This is a genomic window from Citrobacter sp. Cpo089 (assembly GCF_030332695.1).
GTDB classification, from domain to species: domain Bacteria; phylum Pseudomonadota; class Gammaproteobacteria; order Enterobacterales; family Enterobacteriaceae; genus Citrobacter; species Citrobacter portucalensis.
In genome coordinates this window covers 12,642-36,308 of record NZ_JAOWHJ010000046.1, presented here as the reverse complement: position 1 = coordinate 36,308, position 23,667 = coordinate 12,642, and the positions used below count along the sequence as shown (strand labels likewise).

At 46.1% G+C, this 23,667-nt stretch carries 19 protein-coding genes and 1 pseudogene; 8 read left to right on the top strand and 12 right to left on the bottom strand.

Annotation, left to right across the window (positions count from 1 at the left end):
- Window positions 1-63: 63 nt before the first annotated feature.
- Both OGX92_RS07610 and silC read right to left on the bottom strand, forming a co-directional pair.
- Window positions 64-417, bottom strand: a complete 354-nt coding sequence (locus OGX92_RS07610; RefSeq protein WP_001246152.1) for a Cu(+)/Ag(+) efflux RND transporter periplasmic metallochaperone SilF — start codon at window positions 415-417, stop codon at window positions 64-66.
- 27 nt (window positions 418-444) lie between these two features.
- Window positions 445-1,830, bottom strand: coding sequence for a Cu(+)/Ag(+) efflux RND transporter outer membrane channel SilC (silC, locus tag OGX92_RS07605; protein ID WP_286586391.1), 1,386 nt, complete (start codon window positions 1,828-1,830; stop codon window positions 445-447).
- Window positions 1,831-2,019: 189 nt separating this feature from the next.
- On the opposite strand from silC, the gene silR reads away from it, so the two are divergent.
- The 4 genes from silR (at window position 2,020) to copM (ending at window position 5,348) form a co-directional block, all read left to right on the top strand.
- Window positions 2,020-2,700, top strand: a complete 681-nt coding sequence (silR, locus tag OGX92_RS07600; protein WP_000697966.1) for a copper/silver response regulator transcription factor SilR — start codon at window positions 2,020-2,022, stop codon at window positions 2,698-2,700.
- Window positions 2,693-4,174, top strand: a complete 1,482-nt coding sequence (silS, locus tag OGX92_RS07595) for a copper/silver sensor histidine kinase SilS (protein ID WP_000555733.1) — start codon at window positions 2,693-2,695, stop codon at window positions 4,172-4,174. Before silR ends, silS begins: the two co-directional genes overlap by 8 nt.
- A gap of 244 nt (window positions 4,175-4,418) precedes the next feature.
- A complete protein-coding gene (silE, locus tag OGX92_RS07590; RefSeq protein ID WP_286586389.1) occupies window positions 4,419-4,850 on the top strand; it encodes a silver-binding protein SilE in 432 nt (143 codons plus the stop codon).
- Between the two features lie 147 nt (window positions 4,851-4,997).
- The gene (gene copM / locus OGX92_RS07585; protein ID WP_000647571.1) at window positions 4,998-5,348 is read left to right on the top strand and encodes a CopM family metallochaperone; all 351 of its coding nucleotides are present in this window, start codon (window positions 4,998-5,000) and stop codon (window positions 5,346-5,348) included.
- 168 nt (window positions 5,349-5,516) lie between these two features.
- Here the strand turns inward: copM and OGX92_RS07580 are convergent, their stop codons facing one another.
- The 8 genes and pseudogenes from OGX92_RS07580 to OGX92_RS07545 all read right to left on the bottom strand — a co-directional run bounded on the left by OGX92_RS07580 (window position 5,517) and on the right by OGX92_RS07545 (window position 16,837).
- On the bottom strand, window positions 5,517-7,343 hold the full coding sequence (locus OGX92_RS07580) for an AAA family ATPase (RefSeq protein ID WP_001239419.1): 1,827 nt from the start codon (window positions 7,341-7,343) through the stop codon (window positions 5,517-5,519).
- Between the two features lie 563 nt (window positions 7,344-7,906).
- On the bottom strand, window positions 7,907-8,206 hold the full coding sequence (locus OGX92_RS07575; protein ID WP_001097216.1) for a helix-turn-helix domain-containing protein: 300 nt from the start codon (window positions 8,204-8,206) through the stop codon (window positions 7,907-7,909).
- A gap of 352 nt (window positions 8,207-8,558) precedes the next feature.
- Window positions 8,559-9,485, bottom strand: coding sequence for a hypothetical protein (locus OGX92_RS07570; protein ID WP_286586387.1), 927 nt, complete (start codon window positions 9,483-9,485; stop codon window positions 8,559-8,561).
- A gap of 11 nt (window positions 9,486-9,496) precedes the next feature.
- Window positions 9,497-11,053, bottom strand: coding sequence for a TnsD family Tn7-like transposition protein (locus tag OGX92_RS07565; RefSeq protein ID WP_286586386.1), 1,557 nt, complete (start codon window positions 11,051-11,053; stop codon window positions 9,497-9,499).
- A 40-nt stretch (window positions 11,054-11,093) separates the two neighbouring features.
- A pseudogene (locus tag OGX92_RS07560) lies at window positions 11,094-12,541 on the bottom strand (ATP-binding protein).
- On the bottom strand, window positions 12,541-14,664 hold the full coding sequence (locus OGX92_RS07555) for a TnsB C-terminal domain-containing protein (RefSeq protein WP_000351433.1): 2,124 nt from the start codon (window positions 14,662-14,664) through the stop codon (window positions 12,541-12,543). Before OGX92_RS07555 ends, OGX92_RS07560 begins: the two are co-directional and overlap by 1 nt.
- A complete protein-coding gene (locus OGX92_RS07550) occupies window positions 14,651-15,493 on the bottom strand; it encodes a TnsA endonuclease N-terminal domain-containing protein (RefSeq protein ID WP_000090707.1) in 843 nt (280 codons plus the stop codon). The genes OGX92_RS07555 and OGX92_RS07550 overlap by 14 nt, the downstream gene beginning before the upstream one ends.
- 114 nt (window positions 15,494-15,607) lie before the next feature.
- Window positions 15,608-16,837, bottom strand: coding sequence for a BaiN/RdsA family NAD(P)/FAD-dependent oxidoreductase (locus tag OGX92_RS07545; protein WP_193134821.1), 1,230 nt, complete (start codon window positions 16,835-16,837; stop codon window positions 15,608-15,610).
- Window positions 16,838-17,066: 229 nt separating this feature from the next.
- Here OGX92_RS07545 and pitA point away from each other — a divergent pair, with 229 nt between their 5' ends.
- Window positions 17,067-18,566 (top strand): inorganic phosphate transporter PitA, encoded by a 1,500-nt coding sequence (pitA, locus tag OGX92_RS07540; RefSeq protein ID WP_003827471.1) that lies wholly within the window; start codon window positions 17,067-17,069, stop codon window positions 18,564-18,566.
- A gap of 64 nt (window positions 18,567-18,630) precedes the next feature.
- On the opposite strand, the gene uspB is transcribed toward pitA, so the two are convergent.
- Window positions 18,631-18,966 (bottom strand): universal stress protein UspB, encoded by a 336-nt coding sequence (gene uspB / locus OGX92_RS07535; RefSeq protein WP_003023371.1) that lies wholly within the window; start codon window positions 18,964-18,966, stop codon window positions 18,631-18,633.
- 392 nt (window positions 18,967-19,358) lie between these two features.
- On the opposite strand from uspB, the gene uspA reads away from it, so the two are divergent.
- Together uspA and dtpB are read left to right on the top strand one after the other, a co-directional pair.
- Window positions 19,359-19,796, top strand: a complete 438-nt coding sequence (uspA, locus tag OGX92_RS07530) for a universal stress protein UspA (RefSeq protein WP_003023368.1) — start codon at window positions 19,359-19,361, stop codon at window positions 19,794-19,796.
- A 281-nt stretch (window positions 19,797-20,077) separates the two neighbouring features.
- Window positions 20,078-21,550 (top strand): dipeptide/tripeptide permease DtpB, encoded by a 1,473-nt coding sequence (gene dtpB, locus OGX92_RS07525; RefSeq protein WP_126956435.1) that lies wholly within the window; start codon window positions 20,078-20,080, stop codon window positions 21,548-21,550.
- An 87-nt stretch (window positions 21,551-21,637) separates the two neighbouring features.
- On the opposite strand, the gene OGX92_RS07520 is transcribed toward dtpB, so the two are convergent.
- Window positions 21,638-22,141, bottom strand: a complete 504-nt coding sequence (locus OGX92_RS07520; protein WP_003023361.1) for an RrF2 family transcriptional regulator — start codon at window positions 22,139-22,141, stop codon at window positions 21,638-21,640.
- A gap of 232 nt (window positions 22,142-22,373) precedes the next feature.
- On the opposite strand from OGX92_RS07520, the gene OGX92_RS07515 reads away from it, so the two are divergent.
- The gene (locus OGX92_RS07515; protein ID WP_286586385.1) at window positions 22,374-23,573 is read left to right on the top strand and encodes an NAD(P)/FAD-dependent oxidoreductase; all 1,200 of its coding nucleotides are present in this window, start codon (window positions 22,374-22,376) and stop codon (window positions 23,571-23,573) included.
- The last annotated feature ends 94 nt before the right edge of the window (window positions 23,574-23,667 follow it).

Below are 23,667 nucleotides of genomic sequence, written 5' to 3'. Positions count from 1 at the left end.
CATTCACAGTAATCCCATAATGAATGTTCAGGCGCACTGGATGTATTCGCTCCGGACTGTTAATCAGGATTGCGTAACGTTAATGCTTTTGAGTAAGGAGATATTGCCCTGCTGAATAAACGAGAAATCGACATGGTTGCCGGTTTTCAGGGCATTGATAGCGTCGTCTGCATTAACAAAAGTGAAGCGCATGGTCATTGCAGGCCAGCCCACCGCCGGGATTGCTTCGTGCGAAATGGTAATCTTTTTACTATTCATATCAATGTCTTTAACGATACCGGTGCCCTTGATAACCTGCTGTACCGAAGCATCACTGGCAGCATTCATATCGCCATGCTGATGTGTTTCAGCATGAAGACCGGCAGAAAACATGACAGAGAAGGCACCAAATAAAACGGCTTTAAGTGAATTACGCATTTTAATTTCCTGATTAATTGAATAAATTTACTCTACCCAACCGCCACCCAGCGCGGTAAACAGATTAATTTCGTTAACCTGTCGGGAATAGGTAAGATCGAGAATGATTTGCTGCGTCGCGAAGAGGGAACGTTCTGCATCCAGCACTTCGATGTAACTGACAGCACCACTTGCATACAATCCTCTGGCACGCTGTAGAGTTATCTGAAGTGAATCAAGATAACGCTGCTGTGACTCAAGTTGCTGGCTAAGGCTGTCGCGCAGCGCAAGCGTGTCGGAAACATCCTTAAAGGCTGACTGAATTTTTTGTTCGTAATTAACCACGGACTGTTGCTGGCGAATTTCAGCCAGCTTCAGATTGGCTTTGTTCCTGCCAGCATTAAATATAGGAATTTCAATTTTAGGAATAAAATTCCACATTCCACTTCCTGACGTAAAGAGGCTGGACAGCTCCGTACTGCTTGAGGAGAGACCACTGGTCAGGGTAATGGACGGGAAAAAAGCCGCTCGCGCTGCGCCAATATTGGCATCAGCCGCTTTCAACTGGTATTCCGCTTCCATAATATCCGGACGCTGCAGCAATATTTGTGACGACAGATTTGGTGGCAATTTTACTGGTGCGATCTCCCCACCTTTAATCCCTTTTTCTGACGGAACTGCGCGGTACGTTCCCAGCACCAGTTGCAGGGCATTGTTTGCCTGAGCCAGATCGCCTTCTCGTTTGGCTATTTCGGCGCGGGTACTTTCGATTTGCCCCCTGGCTTGTTCAAGCGCCAGAACGTTCGTACTCCCGGTCACCAGTTGTTGCTCAACGAATGCATAAGACTGTTCATAATTTTTCAGCGTTTCCCGCGCAATACGGAGTTGTTCGTACGCCAGTTGCTGGCTGAAATAGCTCTGTGAAACGTTGGAGACCAGCAGGATGTGTACGGCACGACGGGCTTCTTCGCTGGCAAAGTAGTTCTGGCGATCAGCCTCACTCATGTTCTTAAGTTTGCCAAAAAAATCGAGCTCATAGCTGAGCTCCAGACCCGCGTCGTACTCCTGTGTGGTCGGCTTGTCACCTTTCAGACCACCGTTGTATGTGATCCCGGATGAGGCATTCAGTTGGGGATAACGATCTGCATCCGTGACGTTGAACTGGGCCCGGGCCTCTTCAACCTTCAGGGCAGCCATTCTCAAATCACGGTTATTATTCAGGGCTTCACCGATCAGCCTGCTGACCTGGGGATCGACAAAAAAGTTTCGCCAGCCCGTATCCTGATAGCTGTTTACCGCAGGCGTCAGACTGTTTTTAGACAATGAAAACTGCTGGGGAACCGGAGCTGGCGGACGCTGATATTCAGGTGCCAGAGAAACACAACCAGCCAGGATGAATATGGTACTGATGCTGAGTAATTTTAATTTGAACATAACGCTTCTCGTACAGGCAGACCTGGTAAATGGTTCAAACGAAGTCCAGAGTATTGATAGGGATACTTTACCGAACGCTCTCTGTTTGCCGGGTGACAGGATAATGACAATGTTGTCATTTTTGCTGTAATCCGTTGATAACGATCGTGGGCGCAATAAAATGACATTAGCAGCCAGCCGGGGAGCATGATGAAAATATTAATCGTTGAAGACGAAATTAAAACAGGTGAATATCTCAGCAAGGGGCTGACAGAGGCGGGGTTCGTCGTGGATCACGCTGATAATGGTCTGACCGGATATCATCTTGCCATGACAGCCGAGTATGATTTAGCCATCCTGGATATCATGCTGCCTGATGTAAACGGCTGGGATATCATCCGTATGCTGCGCAGTGCCGGAAAGGGGATGCCGGTATTACTGCTGACGGCCCTTGGCACGATTGAACACAGGGTCAAAGGACTTGAGCTGGGTGCGGACGATTATCTGGTGAAGCCCTTTGCGTTTGCTGAACTGCTCGCCCGGGTAAGAACCCTCCTCAGGCGGGGAAACACGATGATCACGGAAAGCCAGCTTAAAGTGGCTGACCTCTCGGTTGATCTCGTATCCAGAAAAGTCAGCCGCGCCGGGAACCGCATTGTGCTCACCAGTAAAGAGTTCAGCTTGCTGGAATTCTTCATTCGCCATCAGGGAGAAGTTCTTCCCCGCTCCCTGATTGCCTCTCAGGTCTGGGACATGAATTTTGACAGCGACACTAACGCGATTGATGTCGCAGTAAAGCGACTCCGCGCTAAAATAGACAACGATTACGGGACAAAACTGATCCAGACAGTGCGGGGCGTGGGCTACATGCTGGAGATCCCGGATGCATAGCAAACCGTCCAGACGACCTTTCTCACTCGCTCTGCGGCTGACCTTTTTTATCAGCCTGTCCACAATACTGGCGTTTATCGCCTTCACCTGGTTTATGCTGCATTCTGTTGAAAAGCATTTTGCCGAGCAGGATGTCAGCGATCTGCAACAAATCAGCACCACACTGAGCCGTATACTCCAGTCCCCGGCAGATCCGGATGAAAAAAAAGTAAGCAAAATAAAGGAATCGATCGCCAGCTACCGCAACGTTGCCCTTTTGCTCCTCAATCCCCGGGGTGAGGTGCTGTACAGCTCTGCGCAGGGGGCAGCACTACGCCCGGCCGTGAATTCAGCCGATTTTAGCGAGCACAGCCGCGCACGGGATGTCTTTCTCTGGACGGTGGAGGATACTGCGAGAGCGATGGATACCGGGTCCGGAATGAAGATGGAAACGTACCGGATTATCGCCTCCTCTGGCCAGGCGACATTTCAGGGCAAACAGCAGAACTATGTCATGCTGACTGGCCTCTCCATTAATTTCCATCTCCATTACCTCGATGCGCTGAAAAAAAATCTGATTGCGATTGCCGTCGTGATAAGCCTGCTGATTGTTCTGATCATTCGCATTGCTGTCCGTCAGGGGCACCTGCCCCTTCGTAATGTCAGCAATGCCATTAAAAACATCACCTCCGAGAATCTTGATGCGCGGCTGGAACCGACACGCGTTCCCATTGAGCTGGAGCAGCTGGTTATCTCGTTCAATCATATGATTGGAAAGATTGAGGATGTTTTTACCCGCCAGGCCAATTTCTCTGCCGATATCGCGCACGAGATCAGAACACCCATCACCAATCTGGTGACGCAGACTGAAATCGCTCTGAGTCAGGATCGAACGCAGAAGGAACTTGAGGATGTCCTCTATTCCAGCCTTGAAGAGTATAACCGGATGACCAAAATGGTCAGCGACATGCTGTTCCTGGCACAGGCGGACAATAATCAGCTGATACCTGACAGGGTTCGGTTTGACCTCAGAGCAGAAGTCATGAAAGTCTTCGAGTTTTTCGAAGCCTGGGCCGAAGAACGCAATATTATGCTCAAATTTAACGGGATGCCCTGCCTGGTTGAGGGAGATCCACAAATGTTCAGAAGAGCGATCAATAATCTGTTATCCAACGCCCTGCGTTATACCCCAGAGGGACAGGCAATCACCGTCTCAATAAGAGAGCAGGAGAGCTTTTTTGACCTTGTGATTGAAAATCCGGGGAAACCAATCCCTGAAGAGCATTTATCAAGGTTGTTTGACCGTTTTTATCGGGTGGATCCGTCCAGACAACGAAAAGGAGAAGGCAGCGGCATCGGCCTTGCGATTGTGAAGTCAATCGTGGAAGCACATCACGGAAGAGTGCAGGTGGAATCGGACGTACACTCAACGCGTTTTATCTTATCCGTGCCCAGACTGGAGAAAATGATTCCGGACACCCAGTGCTGGGAATAAAGATTTAAATGACAAAGATGTCATTAGCCTGTCATGCAGCAAACAGAAGCCATTCGATATAATTAGTGCAACTTATCAGGAAGGCTGGATTGCTTTATCAATATCCGGCGTCAGTGGACGCCAGGAAATGAATATCCAGTCCCCTCCCGGAGAAATAAACACTTCCGAACCTGTTTCAGTTATGGAACTGAAAACACCGGTTGTACTCCCCCGGACATCACTAATTAAGAAATGGAGAGTTATCATGAAAAATATCGTATTAGCATCCTTGCTGGGCTTTGGCTTAATTTCTTCGGCCTGGGCCACTGAAACCGTGAATATCCATGAGCGGGTCAACAATGCACAGGCACCTGCTCACCAGATGCAGTCTGCTGCGGCTCCTGTCGGGATCCAGGGGACTGCACCTCGTATAGCCGGTATGGACCAGCATGAACAGGCCATTATTGCTCATGAAACCATGACGAACGGGTCGGCGGATGCGCACCAGAAAATGGTGGAAAGTCATCAGAGGATGATGGGAAGTCAGACCGTTTCCCCTACCGGGCCGTCGAAGTCATTAGCGGCAATGAATGAGCATGAAAGAGCTGCAGTTGCCCATGAATTTATGAATAACGGTCAGTCTGGCCCACATCAGGCCATGGCCGAAGCGCATCGTCGCATGCTCAGTGCAGGCTGACGGCGAGGGAAGTATCTGTGCTGTCCTTATTTCCTTGATAGATTTTTCCGTAACCGGATATATGGCAACATCTTTGCCCCCTACAGGGGGCATTTTTATCAGATTCTGCTACAGTTAACGGGCATCAACGCTAAAAGGATATTTTTTATGAAAGCCAGAAACACTTTATTTGCAGTATTAATGTTATCCCTGCCAGCGATTTCAGCAGAACATTCAGAAATGAAAATGACTGATATGTCTACCTCGGCTTCGTCACAGGAATATATGGCTGGCATGAAAGACATGCATGACAAAATGATGGCTGCCGTAAATGAGTCCGATCCCGACAAGGCTTTTGCGAAAGGCATGGTAGCGCACCATGAAGGGGCAATAGCAATGGCTGAGACCGAGCTCAAATACGGAAAAGATCCGAAAATGAGAAAGCTCGCGCAGGACATCATTAAAGCTCAAAAAGGTGAAATTGAGCAGATGAATAAATGGCTTGATAGTCAAAAGTAAACATTGTAGAAATGTCACGACAAGCGTGATTTTACATCGTTCCTGGGCGCGGGAGTCGGTTAATCTTTATATAATTCAAACCCGATTAATTGCGGGTTTTTACTACTCTGTACTCCGGTCCTTTGTTGAGGACCGGAATATATGCACCTGAGATGCTTATTTAATACATTATCTCGTCATGGATACAATGTCGCTCAGGATCTCAACCAGCTCGCTTCTCTCCTGCGTTCCGTCATGATAGGTTGATCTTGAGATGATTCTTTCTGATGTCATCTGAGGCCAGAATTTATCTAGTACATTATCGGGTTTCATTCCCACAGCCCGGCCGATTATTTTTTTAGCGTCACAGGTGTCCGTAAACGTGACGGCTACACCAGTAATTTCCTCGATAAGATCCGGGCACAGATAGTTTTCTATCTCACGTTTGCGCGTAGCGAAAAATACCTTACCGGCCTCCTCTACTTCTTTTTTACGCTTCTGGATGGACAGAACCTGTGCAGGGTCTCCCCCAATATCGGAGTCCAGAAATACGCACCAGGGAAGCCCCAGATCTTTGGCCAGATTCAATGTAACCCAGTGTTTGACGCTACCACACCCTCCTATGAGGACTGGCACTATTTTCACGTCCTCCAGAGAGGCTGGCAGCGCACCTGACTGTTTTAATGAACTGGCCGCATGCCTCAGGAAAGTAACATCCGACTTTCCCTCTACCAGAACAATCCCCTGCGCCCTTTCCATACCGGTCTCTGGCAGCACCCCCAGGCTTTCAGTGGCTTCCTTCAGCACTGCGTCATCCGGCATTTTTACTACGGGTTCACCCGCCTCATTTCGGGTAACATAACGTACGCCTTCGACAGGGATTAATCCGGCCAGCGCCGGGACATGGGTGGTGACGATAATCTGACGGTGCGGCTGGCCTGCCAGTGCCAGTAACGCTTTCATCAGCATCATCTGATAGTTCGGATGCTGTGACGTTTCAGGCTCCTCTATGGCATAAATCACATTTCTGGGCGTCCCCGCGACATTCTTTTCAGCCTCAGCCCGAAAAAAATTCAACAGGATAAGCCTCCTTATCCCGCTGCCGCGCTTATTGATGGGGATGCCATTTTCCCCGTCCAGGGTGAAATTGAAGGTCCACTTGGGTTTCTCCTTAAATCGTGGAGTCAGTTCACTGGCGAGTTCGGGGGCCATTTCACGTAATTTATCCAGCGTTCTCTGTGCGACATCCAGGACGCTGTCCTGAATCTCATTTTCCAGCGCTGTAATTTTGTCCTGCAGCGCAGCCTGAGCGTCTTTTACGGCCTGCTGTAAGGGGTTTTTAGCTTCGGAATCCCCGTCGCTGCTTTCCCTGTCGGCTTTGAAAATCGCATACGTGGGCAGCAAATCGAGGATCTTACCCCATAATGATTTTGTGTCGGTTCCGAACTCTTTATCGACATCCAGCATAATTTCCGAACAGGTATAGGGGGCTGCGGCTTCCCTGATGGCCTGACGCCATAACGATGCAGTGCGTTTATCCGCCACATTTTTTTCAACTTCTTTTCCCACCGCCTTGAGCTCAGAAATTTTCATGCCCAGTAAATTTCTCAGGGGCTCCTCATCCGGGTGGATGCAGCGGATGCAGGTCTGCTCCGGTTTTCCTGAGGTCGTTGCTTTAAACGTTTTGACGATTTCAAAATTGCCGTCCTCATTCAGCAGATGTTCTGAGGCGAGCGTGGTCTGCACCCTGTCGTCGATCATGATAAAATCGGGCAGGTCATCAAATTCACAGGCTATTTCAAAACGGCCGTCCCCTTCTCTTAGGCTGAAACAGTTCATGTCATTCTTGTCAGCCTTCATTCCTTCTGTTTCAAAAAAAATAGCCAGCGCTTCCAGAAGCGTTGATTTCCCAAAGTCATTACGACCGACAATACCCGTCATGCTTTCATCAATAATGATTTCAGTAGAGTTTCTGTAGCCTCTGAAGTTTTTCAGTTTTAATTTTCTGAGCCGCATATGAAGTCCTGTGTGTAAGAAAGCGTTTTGCTGCAACCTGAATACAAAATATATTTTCAAATGCCTGCCAACAAGCAGGGATAACCGTTATTCAGAATATCTTAACGACATTTCGGGATTATGATCTGGTCGCGCTTTCAGAACTTTACTGCCCCTCAAAACACCGGAAACTAACTTGTGGTTGGTTACATGGCAAAGTTAAAACTCCAGAATCACGGGTAATAATTTCAATGCTTATTATATTTTTTGGAATTGACTCATGAGCTTTATAATTTAAATGATAATAATAACCATTCTTTTATGCGTAATATTTGCTACTGACACTGATGAATTTAAAAGAAGATAGATTTTCATTTACGGATTATTTCCTAAATTCATCGATAACGTGATCGACATAAAATTTTCACTGAAGAATGAAGAGATAATTTAAGGCCGAGCGAAATAGCTCAAAATGGTGTATTTAACATAACAGAAGAAATGAAAGGCTCTATCGCAACCTGATACTTCAGGCCGCTAAGGGGTTAATCTTGTTGAAGAAAAATTAGACCGGGAAGCGCCAGGCGTCACCATTTCTCCCGCCTGGCTGGAAGTGAAGAATAATTGTGCATAGCTCCGTATTCGGGCTTTGCATCTGACAATGGTTCCCTGGATGAAAGTACGATCTCCACTCCAAGGACGCTGAACACCCTAAACAAACGCTCAAAACCCGCACTTGCAGGGTTGGCCTCTAGTCGGGCATAAGTTTGCTGTGTTATACCCAAACGTTCAGAAACATCTTTTTGCGTCAGTCCATTGGCTTTGCGAAAGCCGATTAAAACAGGACGTAACTGATTCAAAGTCTTCAAAGCGTATTGAGTGTTCATAAGTGACCTTCCGTATCGACGGGTTAACAAGCATAACGCAGGGATTTACAGCATATAGGCTGTAATGCTCATTAACAGACTATAGGCTGTAATACGAATCTTGCCAAGATGCGGCATCTTTCAAATACAAGGCCGTATTGGGTAAGCAGTACACCGTTATATAGCACCCCTTGCCCCTTTGCTGGAGAGGGACCCACGTGATCGCAGGTCTTTTAGACGTTGTTGCTAACCGGCATCATACACAGGTGGTAACCCCCAGGGAAACTCTATGAGTGATAATTTATTCCTGCCCCAGTCAAAATATAAAACCTTATCTAACTAGCTTTCTTAGTATTTTATAAATGAAGTGAAATTAGCGAAGAAGTTTTACATTGTAAAGTGAGCAAAAATATTTACCATTCAACTGGCAAAATTTACAATCTGCAGCCCTTAGCCTGAGAAAATGCACATTAACAGAATAATCATCAAGTCCGATAGAGGCATAACTTACGTCCTCAAAAATATCAGAAATAAATGAGTTGAAATTACAAAAATTAACTTCACTTAACATCTTGAACACCGCAGAAATATATCTATCATGCATTATCTTGACTTCGATAACCTTAGATAAACTTGAATGCGACTTACATTTGAAGAGATCAAAGAGAAAGTAAATCAGCATATTTTTATTGTCCGAAATCCATTTTAAAATTTTATTACGTGCACATGGTAATATATACACTGGATTTTTGAAAGGGTTTGAAACGTCAACCATAAGGGAACAATAACCATGAGGATTTATTCCACTTATAATTAAGTCACTAAGTCCTTTCACTGCATTCAAATAGTTATCAAAACAAACCTCATATAAACTGGTACTATGAACTGCACATTTAGATTCAAACAACCATCTATGACGCAGATAACCAATGCCTTTAGAGTGTATATCTTCAACAATACATTTGTGACAGTAACGAATGTTTGAGATGTTTACCAATGGATATGAATTAGTTATGTGAAAATTTTTCCGACAGGCATCTTCAACAGCGTTAAAATACCCGTAAACACCAGAAGATAACGACACTATATTGGAAGTTAGTATATAACCATTTCTAGTGGCAAGAATGTCATATATATCCTGCAAGCTATGCAATTTGTACATATCAATCAGTTCGAAACGAGGAAAGGCATCGTACCTTAGTGCGCCATGCTTTGATATTATGTTCCTGCAATTGGATAAGTTATACATTATCTGTGAACGCAGAAGAAAACTGTGCCACAATTCATTTTCGTAAACCATATAACTCCCTCTTATTTAATTAGTTCCATTTTTCTGAGAAGTATCATTGTCATTGGTAGTTTATCTCTGTATTTCAAAAGCCAGCCATGCCCTCCCAGTAAAGCATCTAGACTTGTAAGTGACATCGAGTACTGCCCCTGAGATAAAACATCATTTATTAATGATGATGAGATAATATCTCTCTCGCTCCAGTCTACTCTTTTATTTTTATAGCATCGTATTGTTTTAGGAAGACAGGAATTAAGCCAGTCACATTCATGTTTATTTAGCCAATAGAAACTTGCATAACAACTTTCTTTGACTAACTTTCGTGTTATAGAAACGGATTGATTATGTATAAATCTTAATATTTTCTGCTTATGACGCCGTCTTAAAGAATCTTTTTTACATTTTTTACGCCATGAGCATAAACCGTAACAAGATGAAATTACAGAGGATACAGCTCCTTCCGATAATGAGTTTTTCTCAGCTATGGATGCCAGACTAAACCCCCTTACAGCCATAGACTTGATAAGCAATTCAGTGAATATATTAATTTTTGTGTTTCGCTTAAACGCCCTCAGGTATTTTTTATAAATAAGTGTTTTAATGTAACATCTGCTGCGACTAAATTCCTTCCCAAGGTTGCTAACACTAGTATTATTTTCAACTATATGAAAACTGTATTCCTTATGACTTTTAAAGATTTCTTTCTTTTTATTAGTACGACTTCCTGCATACGTTGGCCAGCAAGTATTTAACAAACAATAACAAAGCAAAAGATGCTTTGTGGGATGCTGACAACATTTGTCTTTGAGTATAGGCTCCCAGTAATGATAATCAGTTAGGGATGTTGGTATAATTCCCGATGAACCCTCCCCAAATAACTGGCACTTAGCATAAACATGTGCGTAGAATACATTTTTCTTTAAATTTCCATCCAATGATAATAAATTCAACTTTTTAAGTACATCCATGTAATTGGGGTGTGTAATATCTTTTCTTCTGATTATATTTAGGGACTCATAACAAAACTTAGCAAAATCGAAGTCTATCTCATTGCTAAGTTGTTCTGTATACGAAACAGGAGGCATCAGTCCAATACGTATGTGCGGTGAAGAAGGGACATGGATGCTTTCAAGCGCTACCGGATGCCGATGGCAGGTTGTAACCCCATGAAGCTGATGCGCCAGATGCCAATAAGTAACACCATAATGAAAAGTATCTTCACGAGCGCAAACCGGGCAAAACTTCAATAGTGTGCGCTGCCCTAGTGAAAAATTACTAAGGCGGCACAATCGATTAAGCCTGGCAGGGGTCGTGTTGAAATCCATAATTTCATTACGACTGATTGGTAGTGCCCAGGCAAAAAGAGGGAGTAAAGTCTGTTCATGCCAGAGCTGATCTGCACTTTCGGATGTATGAAGAGAAATAGCCTTTAATCCTGAATTGAGAATTGGATGGACGTTCATATCAGGTTTGTTGAAAATGATCGTTAACAGAGAAGATGGGGACATACCGTACACGGTAGTTGTCCGACAAAACCGGCTGAACAAGGATTCATCAGGCAAAACAGGCAACATTCTCATTTCCCACACCTCTCTTTGACCGTTACGAACTGTTACCTCATTACAATTTATTAAGTGGATCTATATTTATAAGCCCGCAACGCTGAAGAGCATCGTAGGTATTTTTCTTTTCAGCTGTTCTGTTGATAACAAGATCGTGGTCAAGAGACAGTATTTTCTCGTCGAAATTGCGCAAAACCTCGTCTATTTTTCCTACGAATTCCTTGTGCTGTGGCCTGTCTATATCCCCAGGGATCAAAGACTTTAGGGACTTCTCTGCCATGATTTTAGCCGAAGCATCACCCTCATTAGATGCAGAGAGCCATTTAGCTTCCTCATCTTCAGTCGCGGCCCCCGGGAGTGGAGTATCCTTATATTCCTCCGTATGACTCACGAGTACCGGTACAGAGGCCGACAAGACTGCGCCAGTGATGATTTCATTGCCGCTACCGATAACCTTTAATTGTGCCCCCCGATAAATCATCTGAGCCAATCCAATATTGCCTTTAGATAAAATGAATAATTTTTCGTTTAACTCATCATTTAATGGAGTTTCAACATTTGTCCATTGTAATGGCCATAAATAATGAATAAACGATTGCCAGTCTTGTGAATCGTATCTAACATTCTTAATTTTCATGTAACCACCAGACTCTGCCCGCCTGGCAATTCTCATTTTCTTTGTCAGCGTCTCGTCAAAAGGATGATTTCCACAAAAAACCATAGATACCCCCATGGAATCTACAATTTCATGTAAAAAATCAATCAACTTACTCTCACCCCCGGTTCTTGAAAATTTAAGCCTCTGCATTTCATCAATAACAAGGATACCCAAAAATGATGATTTAATTCTTTGTGCAATCTGGCGAGCCAGAGCACCATTTCTAATCTCAGGTGTAGTTCGTTCAATACCAATTGCATCATCTAATTTTTGTAAAATCTCTTCACAAAGGTCTCTCACACTTGAATTGTATGGACAATTAATCTTTACCCATACAATTTGCTTACTGAAGCCGGGAAAAACTCCTTTATAGCTGCTGTGTTCTATAATCTGAGGGAAATGATCCATGACTTGCTCAATCATGGTAGTTTTTCCAGAACCACTCATTCCAACTATCGTAATAGTTTCAGCCTGGGATTTAAAATATCCACTTTCTGGCTCAATATCAGGACGCTCATTTCCATAGTAATGAAGATATTGAATTGTTCCGCTTTTTAAAGGATTACGAGCTGCATAGCTTTCCCTAAGTGCCCGTAAGATCATCTTATAAGCCTGGATAAGATTGGTTTGAGGCAACGGAATTTCTTTATACGTTCGACATACTGCTCTCTAACATTCGCCGGGGCAGTCCAGCGGATTTTTTCGTCAATTTCGGGGAAATAACTCATTTCCAGAAGTACTTCATCTTCCGTAAGCGCTTCAGGAAGTGCTTCAATTAAGGGATTGCCACGATACTCAGGTAACTCCTGTTCTTTATATATCGCTGAAACGCGCCGTATAAGGTTCATTATTCTGCGTCCTCAGTCTTCTTCTTACCTTTTAACCATCTTTGTTTCTCCTCCCGGCCAGGCAAAAGCAGAACATTACTGGATGAAGGAAGTAGGGGTTCAGATCTTCCATTAGCAACATGAGTTCGCCCTAATGAATCAAGTTCATTTTTCCTGTTCTTTTTAATATCTTTACCATGTACCCGGCGAGATTCGTATATTTCATTTAATCTTTCGTTACCTTTCCTGTTAAATTCATCTTTATTATTGATATTGCTGAGCGAATCCAGAGTAAATAAATTAATTTCTTTTTGAGTATCTACCCAATCAGCCATTACATCTGTATCAAGATGAGCTTTCCCTTTAAATACATCTCTTTTCTTAAGTAGGTAATGTTTTTTGAAAATGCTATTTTTGTCAAATCTTACATATATATAATCTACGCAATTGTCATCTATTCTTGCTTCACAAGTGGTTCTTCCAAATACTCTGACACCTGATGCAATTTCAGGATCACATTCATAAAAAAGATTATTGTACTGAATCCCACCGGCGGTAATGTTAGCGTTCACAGGGATTAACAATCGTGCGATCACTTCGTCGGCCCCAACGGCTCTTGCGCTGAATCTCCCGTGCTTTAAGCTTATCATCCAACTATTTTTTGGTGATATTACGAGATCATTTTCAATCAGTAAGGGATTGATATAAGCCAGTTCCTCATACGTTCTCTGATTATGTGCAAGTATCTCCCGAATCAGTAAAGACGTGACCTCCTGAATCGTTAAACAAGCCCTGGATTGCGGTGTTGGCTCTCCTTTAACAATCTTTCCCCTTCGTGTTGTTCCAATAAGCCTATGAATAACCTCATCATTCAGAATGCCGAAACAGCGTTCAACAATGCTTTTTCTGTCGCCTCTACCGACTGGCGCAAACTCAAGCTTTGTCAGGGGGGTCATCTCTTCCTGAGGTTTAAGACCAATCATCTCCCCGTTGTCACACATCAATGTTAATGGAATGTGAGAACAAGGCCAATCATCATCAGTAATAGAGATTCCAAATAATCTACAATATTCTTTTTTTGGCATAAAGCAATTTGCTAACGCTTGTCGGGCGGCTCGCCATGAAGCATGGTATAAAGAAACATGAAGGCCAACAATCATTCTTGTTGCACGATCCACCACTGTATAAATAGTAGGACGCCCAATGACTTTTCGTCTGTTTAAACTCGAAATAAGATGTACATCAGCGACAGTTGAGTCTATTTCGAAAACATCACCCGGCAAAACAGTTGTATTAGCCACACTACCTAAAAGCGCCCGCATTTTGAGGTCTATTTCTTTTTTCGTGTTCTTCTTATTTATCGAGAAATCTTTAGTGAAGAGTTTTTTATTCCAGTATGAAAATTGTTTTAAAGAAGGAACATATGGAGCTCTATTTTCTAGGTTTGCTGTTTTAATTTCATCCCTAAAATACAAATCAATATGTCTCTCTAATGTTTTCTTTATCGTATCTCCGTTAACTTTATAATGATACGTAATGAGAGATTTTCTAATATTATTTATATCTCTTTCATTAAGAATGAAAACACGTGATCGTTCATTAGGTAATGCTCTGTTTTTTTTGGAATTTCCAAGTTTAATTTCATGTTTGATTCTACTTTTCCCAGCGGCGCCACAGTTCGAGAATGCGGGTAGCAATGCATAAATATCCTGCCCATGTCGCCAATACAACGCCAGAAGCGTTCTGATAGTATATTGTGATATTTTTTTATTTCTGGAGTAATCCATTAAAAGGTGCGACTTTTTATGTAATGCATAGTCGAACAGAAACATTCTGTCATCTACAAGATCTTTAATGATATTGTAATTTTCATCTCGCCTTCCTCTGTCTTTATCTGTTATTTCTTTCTCATCTACTAACATATATGAAGGATATATATAATCTTTACAAGTTATGCTATTTGATTCAATATAATATTTAAACATTGAAAATGAGAAAGGGATTGGCTTACCCGTTCTTTCTGATTTTATTTTAAACAAAATTAACAAATCGACCTTTCTGTCAAAATCCAAAACACGGTAAAGTCCCTCTGCAAGCAAATCAGTGCCTTGAGAGAGCCAGACTGAATTCCTAATAATATCCATTTGCGTTCAGTCCTATATAGTGGTCATTGGAAATTATCTTTATCAGACCGGTTTCGAGTATTGGATATGATAAATCAACATTTATCATTTTTAATCCAATCATTGCCTGCAATAACATCATCGCTTCTTGTGCATCTACCCCAAAGATTGATGAAATCATTGCACGTAGTCCTACTATGGGATAAACATCTGGTTTAAGCTTCCATAGGATTTTATCAAGAGGATATTTATCATAAAATTCAGAACCATCTCTTAATACAGAAGTAGCCCAGCAAATGTTTTTACCGACGACGTTATTGAGTTCCGAGCCAACATAAATTTGAAACTCAACATCAATCAACTGCCAAAACATCCTCTCTATTTCAAGTTTTTGGGCTTCGCGTTCAGGTATGCTCTCGTTATGTTTTACTGCTATAGCTTTGTATCGAAGTCCGCCTTCAGGAGTTCTCAAGGTCAGTAAAAAATCGGTTGTCATAACATTCAGAACTTCGACAGGTACTCCTCTTACTCCCCTCACCATAGGATGTTGAAAATGTAGATGATTTGCTATTTGTTGGGTAAGCCGGAGAGGAAAGAGTGGGAATTGTTCCCGGATATCAATCACCGAGTCATTAAACTCAGCCAGATAGAAAAAGTTACTTTCGACAGAAGAAAGGAGATGATGGTTTCGAAACGTCTTAAGGCCAAAGACTATCGAACGGTTTCCACGGGATTTAACGTCCTGAGCTCTAAGCCAGGGCTGATAACTTTGGCCATAGCCCACTCCTATGCCGTCACCTAGCGCATTTTCATAATCCAAATAGGATTTGAGACGCCTACCCCTAGCCATGATCGTACCCTAAAAACGACATTGATACGTACCTATATGTGCATTTTATAGTCTCCAACCCTATAACTACACATTCAGTAAGTATACAACATTAGCGTCGTTTTTTGAGAATGGTTACAACTTTAGTGCTTTGTGTACAACTTTATTGTCCTCGGACAATACCAAATCCTGTGCGCATGCCCAGGCACTCGACCACGCCCACTGGAAGTTATAGCCTCCCAACCAGCCGGTGACGTCCATCACTTCGCCGATAAAGTAGAGCCCTGGCACTTTGCGGGCTTCCATCGTGCGCGATGACAGCTCGTTAGTATCGACACCACCCAACGTGACTTCAGCGGTACGATACCCTTCCGTACCGTTCGGCTGCACCCGCCACTCGGTCAGCGTTTCAACCAGCGTCTGTTGATCGCGCACGTTAAGCTGCTTCAGAGACACGTCAGGAATTTGCCCTAACTGCTGCAAGCATTCCACCAGACGCTTTGGCAACTGCATTGCTAAGGTGTTCTTTAAGCTCTGGTTAGGATGTGCGCTACGTTGTTCGTCGAGGAAGCTCGCAAGGTCAACATCCGGCAACAAATTAATGCTGACAAATTCGCCTGGCTGCCAAAAACTGGAAATCTGCAAAACAGCTGGGCCCGAAAGTCCTCGGTGTGTAAAGAGCAGATTTTCACGAAATACGGTGCCGTCTTCGGCGGTGATAACGGAGGAGACCGACACGCCAGAGAGCACCTGAAGCTGCTCCAGCAGTGGCTTATGCAACGTAAAGGGCACCAGTCCCGCGCGCGTTGGCAACACCTTCAGACCAAACTGTTCGGCAATTTTATAACCAAACGGCGTTGCCCCCAGACCCGGCATGGAAAGCCCACCTGAAGCGATAACCAGTTTTTTCGTGCCGACCGTCATGCCATTCAGTTCGAGGGTGAAACCTTCATCATCCTGCACCACGCTCAGGACTTCGCTCCGTAACCGCATAGTTACGTTACCTTTTTCACACTCGTCTACCAGCATATCGACAATTTGCTGAGCGGAATCATCGCAGAACAGCTGACCCAGCGTTTTTTCATGCCAGGCAATACCGTGTTTGCCCACCAGGTCGATAAAATCCCACTGCGTGTAACGCGCAAGTGCCGATTTGCAAAAATGGGGGTTTTGGCTCAAATAGGCGGCCGGTTCGACATAAAGATTGGTAAAGTTGCAGCGTCCCCCGCCAGACATGAGAATCTTGCGCCCTGGCTTTTTACCATTATCAATCAGCAGTACTCGACTACCTGCTTGTCCTGCCTGCGCGGCACAAAACATACCCGCTGCGCCAGCGCCTATAATAACGGTATCAAACCTTTCCACGTTGCGATCCTCTCTAAAAAGCGGGTGTGAATTGTAAAGATTCCTCAGTGGTCGCACCAGCACCAAACTACCGATAAAGTGTATTTAACTGAAATATATAGGATAATTCTTTAGTGGTGTAAAACAAAGCAGGAGACAAATCAAAAAAACTCTATATTTCACTTTGCCCGCGCCGCCAAAGTCACTGATAATGCGCCGCGTTCATGTCCTCAAAATGGCGTAACGTCCTATGCTACATTTGTTTGCTGGCCTGGATTTACATACCGGGCTTTTACTATTGCTTGCTCTGGCTTTTGTGCTGTTCTACGAAGCAATTAACGGCTTCCATGACACAGCCAATGCTGTCGCAACCGTGATCTATACCCGTGCAATGCGTTCGCAATTGGCGGTGGTCATGGCTGCGTTGTTCAACTTCTTTGGTGTTTTGCTGGGTGGTCTCAGCGTGGCGTATGCCATCGTGCATATGCTACCAACGGATCTGCTGCTTAATATGGGATCGTCACATGGCCTTGCCATGGTGTTCTCCATGCTGCTGGCGGCAATTATCTGGAACCTGGGTACCTGGTACTTTGGTTTACCTGCATCCAGCTCCCACACGCTGATTGGCGCCATTATCGGTATTGGTTTAACCAATGCACTGATGACCGGCACCTCGGTGGTGGACGCACTTAACATTCCGAAAGTTATCGGTATTTTTGCTTCGCTTATCATCTCGCCAATTGTTGGTCTGGTGGTTGCAGGCGGTCTTATTTTCATTCTGCGTCGTTACTGGAGCGGTACAAAAAAACGTGCCCGTATCCACCTGACGCCAGCAGAACGTGAAAAGAAAGATGGCAAGAAAAAGCCGCCGTTCTGGACCCGTATTGCACTGATCCTCTCCGCTATCGGCGTAGCGTTCTCTCATGGCGCTAACGACGGGCAGAAAGGCATTGGTCTGGTGATGCTGGTGCTGATTGGCGTAGCGCCTGCAGGCTTCGTGGTGAATATGAATGCTTCCGGTTACGAGATTACCCGTACCCGTGATGCAATCAATAACGTCGAAGTCTTCTTCCAGCAGCGCCCTGACCTGCTTAAACAGGCCACAGGCGTAGACCAGCTGATTCCGTCCCCGACGGACGCGGCACCCGCGACGACGACAGAGTTCCATTGCCACCCGGCGAATACAATCAACGCGCTGGAACGTGCGAAAGGTATGCTGGCGAACCTGGAAACCTATGACAAGTTAAGCGTCGAACAGCGTGGTCAGCTGCGCCGTATTATGCTGTGCATCTCTGATACCACCGATAAAGTGGTTAAGCTGCCTGGCGTAAGCGCTGACGATCAGCGTCTGCTGAAAAAACTGAAAGCTGACATGCTGAGCACCATTGAGTACGCGCCTATCTGGATCATTATGGCCGTCGCACTGGCGCTGGGTATTGGTACGATGATTGGCTGGCGTCGCGTTGCCACCACCATCGGCGAGAAAATCGGTAAGAAAGGCATGACTTATGCCCAGGGGATGTCGGCGCAGATGACCGCCGCAGTCTCTATCGGCCTCGCCAGCTACACCGGTATGCCCGTTTCCACCACCCACGTTCTCTCTTCTTCCGTTGCGGGGACGATGGTTGTTGATGGCGGCGGATTGCAGCGTAAAACGGTAACCAGCATTCTGATGGCCTGGGTCTTCACCCTGCCGGCTGCGATTATTCTTTCCGGGGTGCTGTACTGGCTGTCCCTGAAGCTTATCTAAGCGAATGCACGGTAAAAAAGCGGGTCAGGAAGCTGACCCGCTTTTTTTGTATCTGTTGTTGGAATCAGTGCCAGATAATCAGCGCAACCATGCTGATTAGCACCAGGCCACATAGCGCGCTGGTGAGAATGAACTGACCGCGAACCCGCTCACAGCGGCGAATAAATTCATCATCATGATGATCGCGGTAACGCTGAGCGTAGATATACCACACCAGACGCATCTGCTTGTTCGGTTGCCCATGCGAGGTAAAAAAGCCCCCTCCATCTACATACTGGTAAAGTAATGGATCGCAACCACGAAGTACCACTAACAGTGCGCGTAGCGAAGAAAAATAGCGCGCCATATTAACAATGCAAACGACACATAAAGCCCAGAATAATGCAATGGTGCTTATCATACCTCCTCCCCGGCGACCCGCCCACGGAACTCCTTTCCGGGACTACCGCTCCCCGATACCCTGCCAAACCATTCAATGAAGAGTGCAGCCGAAACCGTTCGTGTTAGTATCACGCATCCGAACGCCTCTTTAGATAGTGTAGGAGATTAGTTAATTTTTTTGCCATAAGGTTAATCGCTATCAATGCAATTAACTAAAAAATTTGTTTAACTATTTGGCAAGCAAGGCGGATTGACGGATTATCCTGGTCGCTATAATGTAAGGATAGTCCTTATATGGTACGTTTTTACGACTGGGCTAGCCCCGCGCACAAGGTTCGCAGGACGCGGATGACGCGGCGGCATATAACGCCAGCAGGCTAGTCATCGACAACTTATGGAAGGAGTAACACTATGGCTTATAAACACATTCTTATCGCGGTTGATCTTTCTCCGGAAAGCAAAGTTCTGGTTGAAAAAGCGGTTTCTATGGCGCGACCTTACAATGCTAAAGTCTCCCTTATCCACGTTGACGTAAACTATTCCGACCTGTACACCGGGCTTATCGACGTGAATCTGGGCGACATGCAGAAACGCATTTCTGAAGAAACCCACCACGCGTTAACCGAGCTGTCCACCAATGCAGGCTACCCTATCACCGAAACCCTGAGCGGTAGCGGCGACCTGGGTCAGGTTCTGGTTGATGCCATCAAAAAATACGACATGGATCTGGTCGTCTGTGGTCACCACCAGGATTTCTGGAGCAAACTGATGTCCTCCGCGCGCCAACTGATCAACACCGTCCACGTCGACATGTTGATTGTTCCGCTGCGTGACGACGAAGAAGCATAAAATGCTTGCCGCCGGAAGTTAACCCGGCCCACTGCAAGTCGTTAAGCCTGTAAACGCCCGCCTTTGCGGGCGTTTTTGTTTTTATCATTCGGTCACAATTAGTACATCCATCCAGCTAATAAATCATAATTAGTGTGATCAACTAATTGGATCGAAAACTATCTCTATAATACTCTACCCTTGCGGCCAATAACCGCAGTCTATAACAAAATAAGACTTTTTCGGCGCGTTTAAGCATACGCGTTCATACTTTTCGGGATGGCTTTGAAAGGCGATGGAATATGAATAAAACTGCACCTACGGGCTTGCTGCAGCAACCTCGTCCGTTCTTCATGATCTTCTTTGTGGAATTATGGGAACGATTTGGCTATTACGGCGTACAGGGCATCCTGGCGGTATTTTTTGTTAAGCAGCTCGGATTTTCACAAGAACAGGCATTTGTCACCTTTGGTGCCTTTGCCGCACTGGTTTACGGCCTGATCTCGATCGGCGGCTACGTCGGCGACCACCTGTTAGGCACCAAGCGCACGCTGGTACTCGGTGCCATTGTGCTGGCAATCGGCTACTTCATGACCGGGATGTCGCTGCTTAAGCCGGATCTAATCTTTATTGCTTTGGGTACCATTGCCGTTGGTAACGGGCTATTTAAAGCCAACCCGGCAAGCCTGCTGTCAAAATGTTATCCCCCGAAAGACGCCCGTCTGGACGGTGCTTTCACCCTGTTTTATATGTCGATTAACATCGGTTCGCTGCTGTCACTGTCGCTGGCGCCGGTGATTGCCGATAAGTTTGGCTACGCTGTGACTTACAACCTGTGCGGAGCCGGACTAATCGTCGCGCTGCTGGTCTACTTTGCCTGCCGCGGAATGGTGAAAAATATCGGCTCTGAGCCAGACCATAAGCCACTGAATTTCCGTAACCTGTTGTACGTGCTGGCCGGTACGGTAGTGATGGTATTTATCTGCGCCTGGCTGATGCACAACGTGCAGATTGCCAACCTGGTGCTGATCGTCCTGTCGATTGTCGTGACCATCATCTTCTTCCGTCAGGCATTCAAACTGGATAAAACCGGGCGCAACAAGATGTTCGTGGCCTTTATCCTGATGCTGGAAGCGGTGGTGTTCTACGTGCTGTACGCGCAGATGCCGACATCGCTAAACTTCTTTGCGATCAATAACGTACACCATGAAATTCTTGGTTTCGCCATCAACCCGGTGAGCTTCCAGGCGCTGAACCCGTTCTGGGTGGTACTGTCGAGTCCGGTACTGGCCGCAATCTATACCCGTCTGGGCAACAAAGGCAAAGACTTGACCATGCCGATGAAATTTACGCTCGGTATGTTCCTGTGCTCATTGGGCTTCCTGACGGCCGCCGCTGCCGGGATGTGGTTTGCCGATGCACAAGGGCTGACGTCGCCGTGGTTTATCGTGCTGGTGTATCTGTTCCAGAGCCTGGGTGAACTGCTGATTAGCGCCCTGGGACTGGCTATGGTCGCTGCTCTCGTGCCACAACATCTGATGGGCTTCATTCTTGGGATGTGGTTCCTGACGCAGGCCGCGGCCTTCCTGATGGGGGGTTATGTCGCTACGTTCACCGCCGTACCAGAGAACATCACCGACCCGCTGCAAACGCTGCCTATCTATACCAACGTCTTCAGTAAGATTGGCCTTGTCACCCTGGCCGTAACGGTCGTGATGGCGATTATGGTGCCATGGCTGAACCGCATGATTAATACGCCGAGCACCGAGCAATAACCTTCAGTGCCGGATGGCGGCTATTGCCCCTGTCTGGCCTACATTCAACATGCCCGGTCGCCTTGCGCTATCGGGCATTTTCACTCACTACCCTTTACGCGCGTCTATCCACTCCTGCACTTCTACCACAAAAGTGTCCGGCGCTTTGCGGTACATTTTGCGCGCCAAGTCCAGAATCGTATGCTGGCCGAGCGCTTCTTCCATTCGCTGCTGGGCCATGTCCATTACCGAACGCACGCCACAAATGCCTTCACAGGCCCACTCCGGTGGATGTTCCTCAAATACCGCCAGCCGCTGGCGAATTTCACGACACTCAAAGATGCGCTTATCGCCATCAATAGCATTCACCACATCCAGCACCGTGATGTGTTCAGCGGGTTTAGCTAACTGGAAACCGCCACCTTTGCCTTCAATGCTGCGCACCAGACCCGCTTTGGACAGACGGGTGAAAATTTTTGCCAGATAGTCATACGGTACGCTTTGCAGTTCGGCTATTTCCCGCACGCTCATATCCCGCGCGTCGCCCTTACTGTCGACCATACACATCAGGCTATGAATGCCGTACTCAACTCCCGAACTGTAGAATGCCATTCTCTTATCTCAGCCAAAATGAATCTGAGTTTATTGTAGCTTTTTCATCTCATTCATTCCAGACAGCAAAGTAATCCCTTTTCACAAAAGAACTTTAAATACATACTTATCAAACAGATAATCAAAAAAAACCACCCTTTGTGACAAAAAGGATCTCGATCGCATTGCAATTCTTAACTACGACAAATAAAATCCGAGTAAATAATTCGTAGTCACCAGTGAGAAAACCCCAATGCGTAAACAAATTCTGATCGTGGGCGCCGGCTTTGCCGGTATGTGGGCAGCATTAAGCGCCGCACGACTGGCGGATAAACATCAGCAGGCAATTGATATTACAGTAATTGCGCCACAGCCGGAGCTGCGTGTCCGCCCACGCTTTTATGAAAGCGCCGTTCATACGCTGGTCGCACCACTGCAACCGTTGTTTGACGTTACCGGCGTCAACTTCCTGCAAGGTCACGTCGAGCAAATCCTCCCGGACTCTAAAGAGGTGAGCTGGAAAGATGCCAACGGTGACACTCATCTGCGTCGCTATGACCGCCTGGTGCTCGCCAGCGGAAGTCACGTAAACCGCGATACCGTCGCCGGTGCCGCCGAGCACGCGTTTGACCTCGACCAACTCGAGAGCGCCGCCGTACTGGAGCAGCACATTAACAATCTGGCATTACAACCGGAAAGTGAGGCTCGCAATACCGTGGTGGTCTGTGGTGGTGGTTTCACCGGGATAGAGATGGCGCTGGAATTACCGGGTCGTTTGCGCGAAATATTGGGCGCTGATGCTAAGACCAGAGTTGTCGTAGTTGAACGCGGTGCTCAGCCAGGCGGACGCTGGAGCCAGGAATTACGTGACGTGATTATCGAAGCCTCTGCTGAACTGGGCGTCGAGTGGCTGGTCAATGCGGAAGTAGAGTGCGTAGATGCCTCCGGCGTCACGCTGAAAGATGGGCAGGTGATTGCCTCTCAGACGGTTATCTGGACCGTCGGCGTACAGGCCAATAGCCTGACAGCACAGATTAATGCCCCGCGCGATCGCCAGGGCCGTCTGCATGTGAATACCAATCTGCAGGTTGTGGGTCACGATGATATCTACGCCACTGGCGATGTGGCCTATGCCACCACCGACGACAAAGGCAACCATGCGTTAATGACCTGTCAGCACGCGATTTTGTTGGGTAAATTTGCCGGTAATAACGCTGCGGCAGACCTGTTAAACGTAACACCACTGCCATATCGTCAGGAAAACTACGTCACCTGCCTGGATCTTGGTGCCTGGGGTGCGGTGTATAGCGAAGGATGGGATCAACAGGTGAAACTGACGCGCGCAGAAGCGAAGAAGCTGAAGGTGTCGATTGTCAGCGAGCTGATTTACCCACCGAAAGCAGACCGAGCAGTAGCATTTGAGATTGCCGACCCGCTGGCACCGTTTGTTTAATGGATAATGCCGGATGCGGCTAACGCCTTATCCGGCCTACAAAGACACGCTGTCGTAGGCCTGATAAGCGCAGCGCATCAGGCAGCACAGCGCA

Excerpts from the sequence above, each read along its gene's own strand:
- OGX92_RS07610 (WP_001246152.1), bottom strand. The coding sequence starts at position 417 with ATGCGTAATTCACTTAAAGCCGTTTTATTTGGTGCCTTCTCTGTCATG.
- silC (WP_286586391.1), bottom strand. The coding sequence starts at position 1,830 with ATGTTCAAATTAAAATTACTCAGCATCAGTACCATATTCATCCTGGCT.
- silR (WP_000697966.1), top strand. The coding sequence starts at position 2,020 with ATGAAAATATTAATCGTTGAAGACGAAATTAAAACAGGTGAATATCTC.
- silS (WP_000555733.1), top strand. The coding sequence starts at position 2,693 with ATGCATAGCAAACCGTCCAGACGACCTTTCTCACTCGCTCTGCGGCTG.
- silE (WP_286586389.1), top strand. The coding sequence starts at position 4,419 with ATGAAAAATATCGTATTAGCATCCTTGCTGGGCTTTGGCTTAATTTCT.
- copM (WP_000647571.1), top strand. The coding sequence starts at position 4,998 with ATGAAAGCCAGAAACACTTTATTTGCAGTATTAATGTTATCCCTGCCA.
- OGX92_RS07580 (WP_001239419.1), bottom strand. The coding sequence starts at position 7,343 with ATGCGGCTCAGAAAATTAAAACTGAAAAACTTCAGAGGCTACAGAAAC.
- OGX92_RS07575 (WP_001097216.1), bottom strand. The coding sequence starts at position 8,206 with ATGAACACTCAATACGCTTTGAAGACTTTGAATCAGTTACGTCCTGTT.
- OGX92_RS07570 (WP_286586387.1), bottom strand. The coding sequence starts at position 9,485 with ATGGTTTACGAAAATGAATTGTGGCACAGTTTTCTTCTGCGTTCACAG.
- OGX92_RS07565 (WP_286586386.1), bottom strand. The coding sequence starts at position 11,053 with ATGAGAATGTTGCCTGTTTTGCCTGATGAATCCTTGTTCAGCCGGTTT.
- OGX92_RS07555 (WP_000351433.1), bottom strand. The coding sequence starts at position 14,664 with ATGGATATTATTAGGAATTCAGTCTGGCTCTCTCAAGGCACTGATTTG.
- OGX92_RS07550 (WP_000090707.1), bottom strand. The coding sequence starts at position 15,493 with ATGGCTAGGGGTAGGCGTCTCAAATCCTATTTGGATTATGAAAATGCG.
- pitA (WP_003827471.1), top strand. The coding sequence starts at position 17,067 with ATGCTACATTTGTTTGCTGGCCTGGATTTACATACCGGGCTTTTACTA.
- uspB (WP_003023371.1), bottom strand. The coding sequence starts at position 18,966 with ATGATAAGCACCATTGCATTATTCTGGGCTTTATGTGTCGTTTGCATT.
- uspA (WP_003023368.1), top strand. The coding sequence starts at position 19,359 with ATGGCTTATAAACACATTCTTATCGCGGTTGATCTTTCTCCGGAAAGC.
- dtpB (WP_126956435.1), top strand. The coding sequence starts at position 20,078 with ATGAATAAAACTGCACCTACGGGCTTGCTGCAGCAACCTCGTCCGTTC.
- OGX92_RS07520 (WP_003023361.1), bottom strand. The coding sequence starts at position 22,141 with ATGGCATTCTACAGTTCGGGAGTTGAGTACGGCATTCATAGCCTGATG.
- OGX92_RS07515 (WP_286586385.1), top strand. The coding sequence starts at position 22,374 with ATGCGTAAACAAATTCTGATCGTGGGCGCCGGCTTTGCCGGTATGTGG.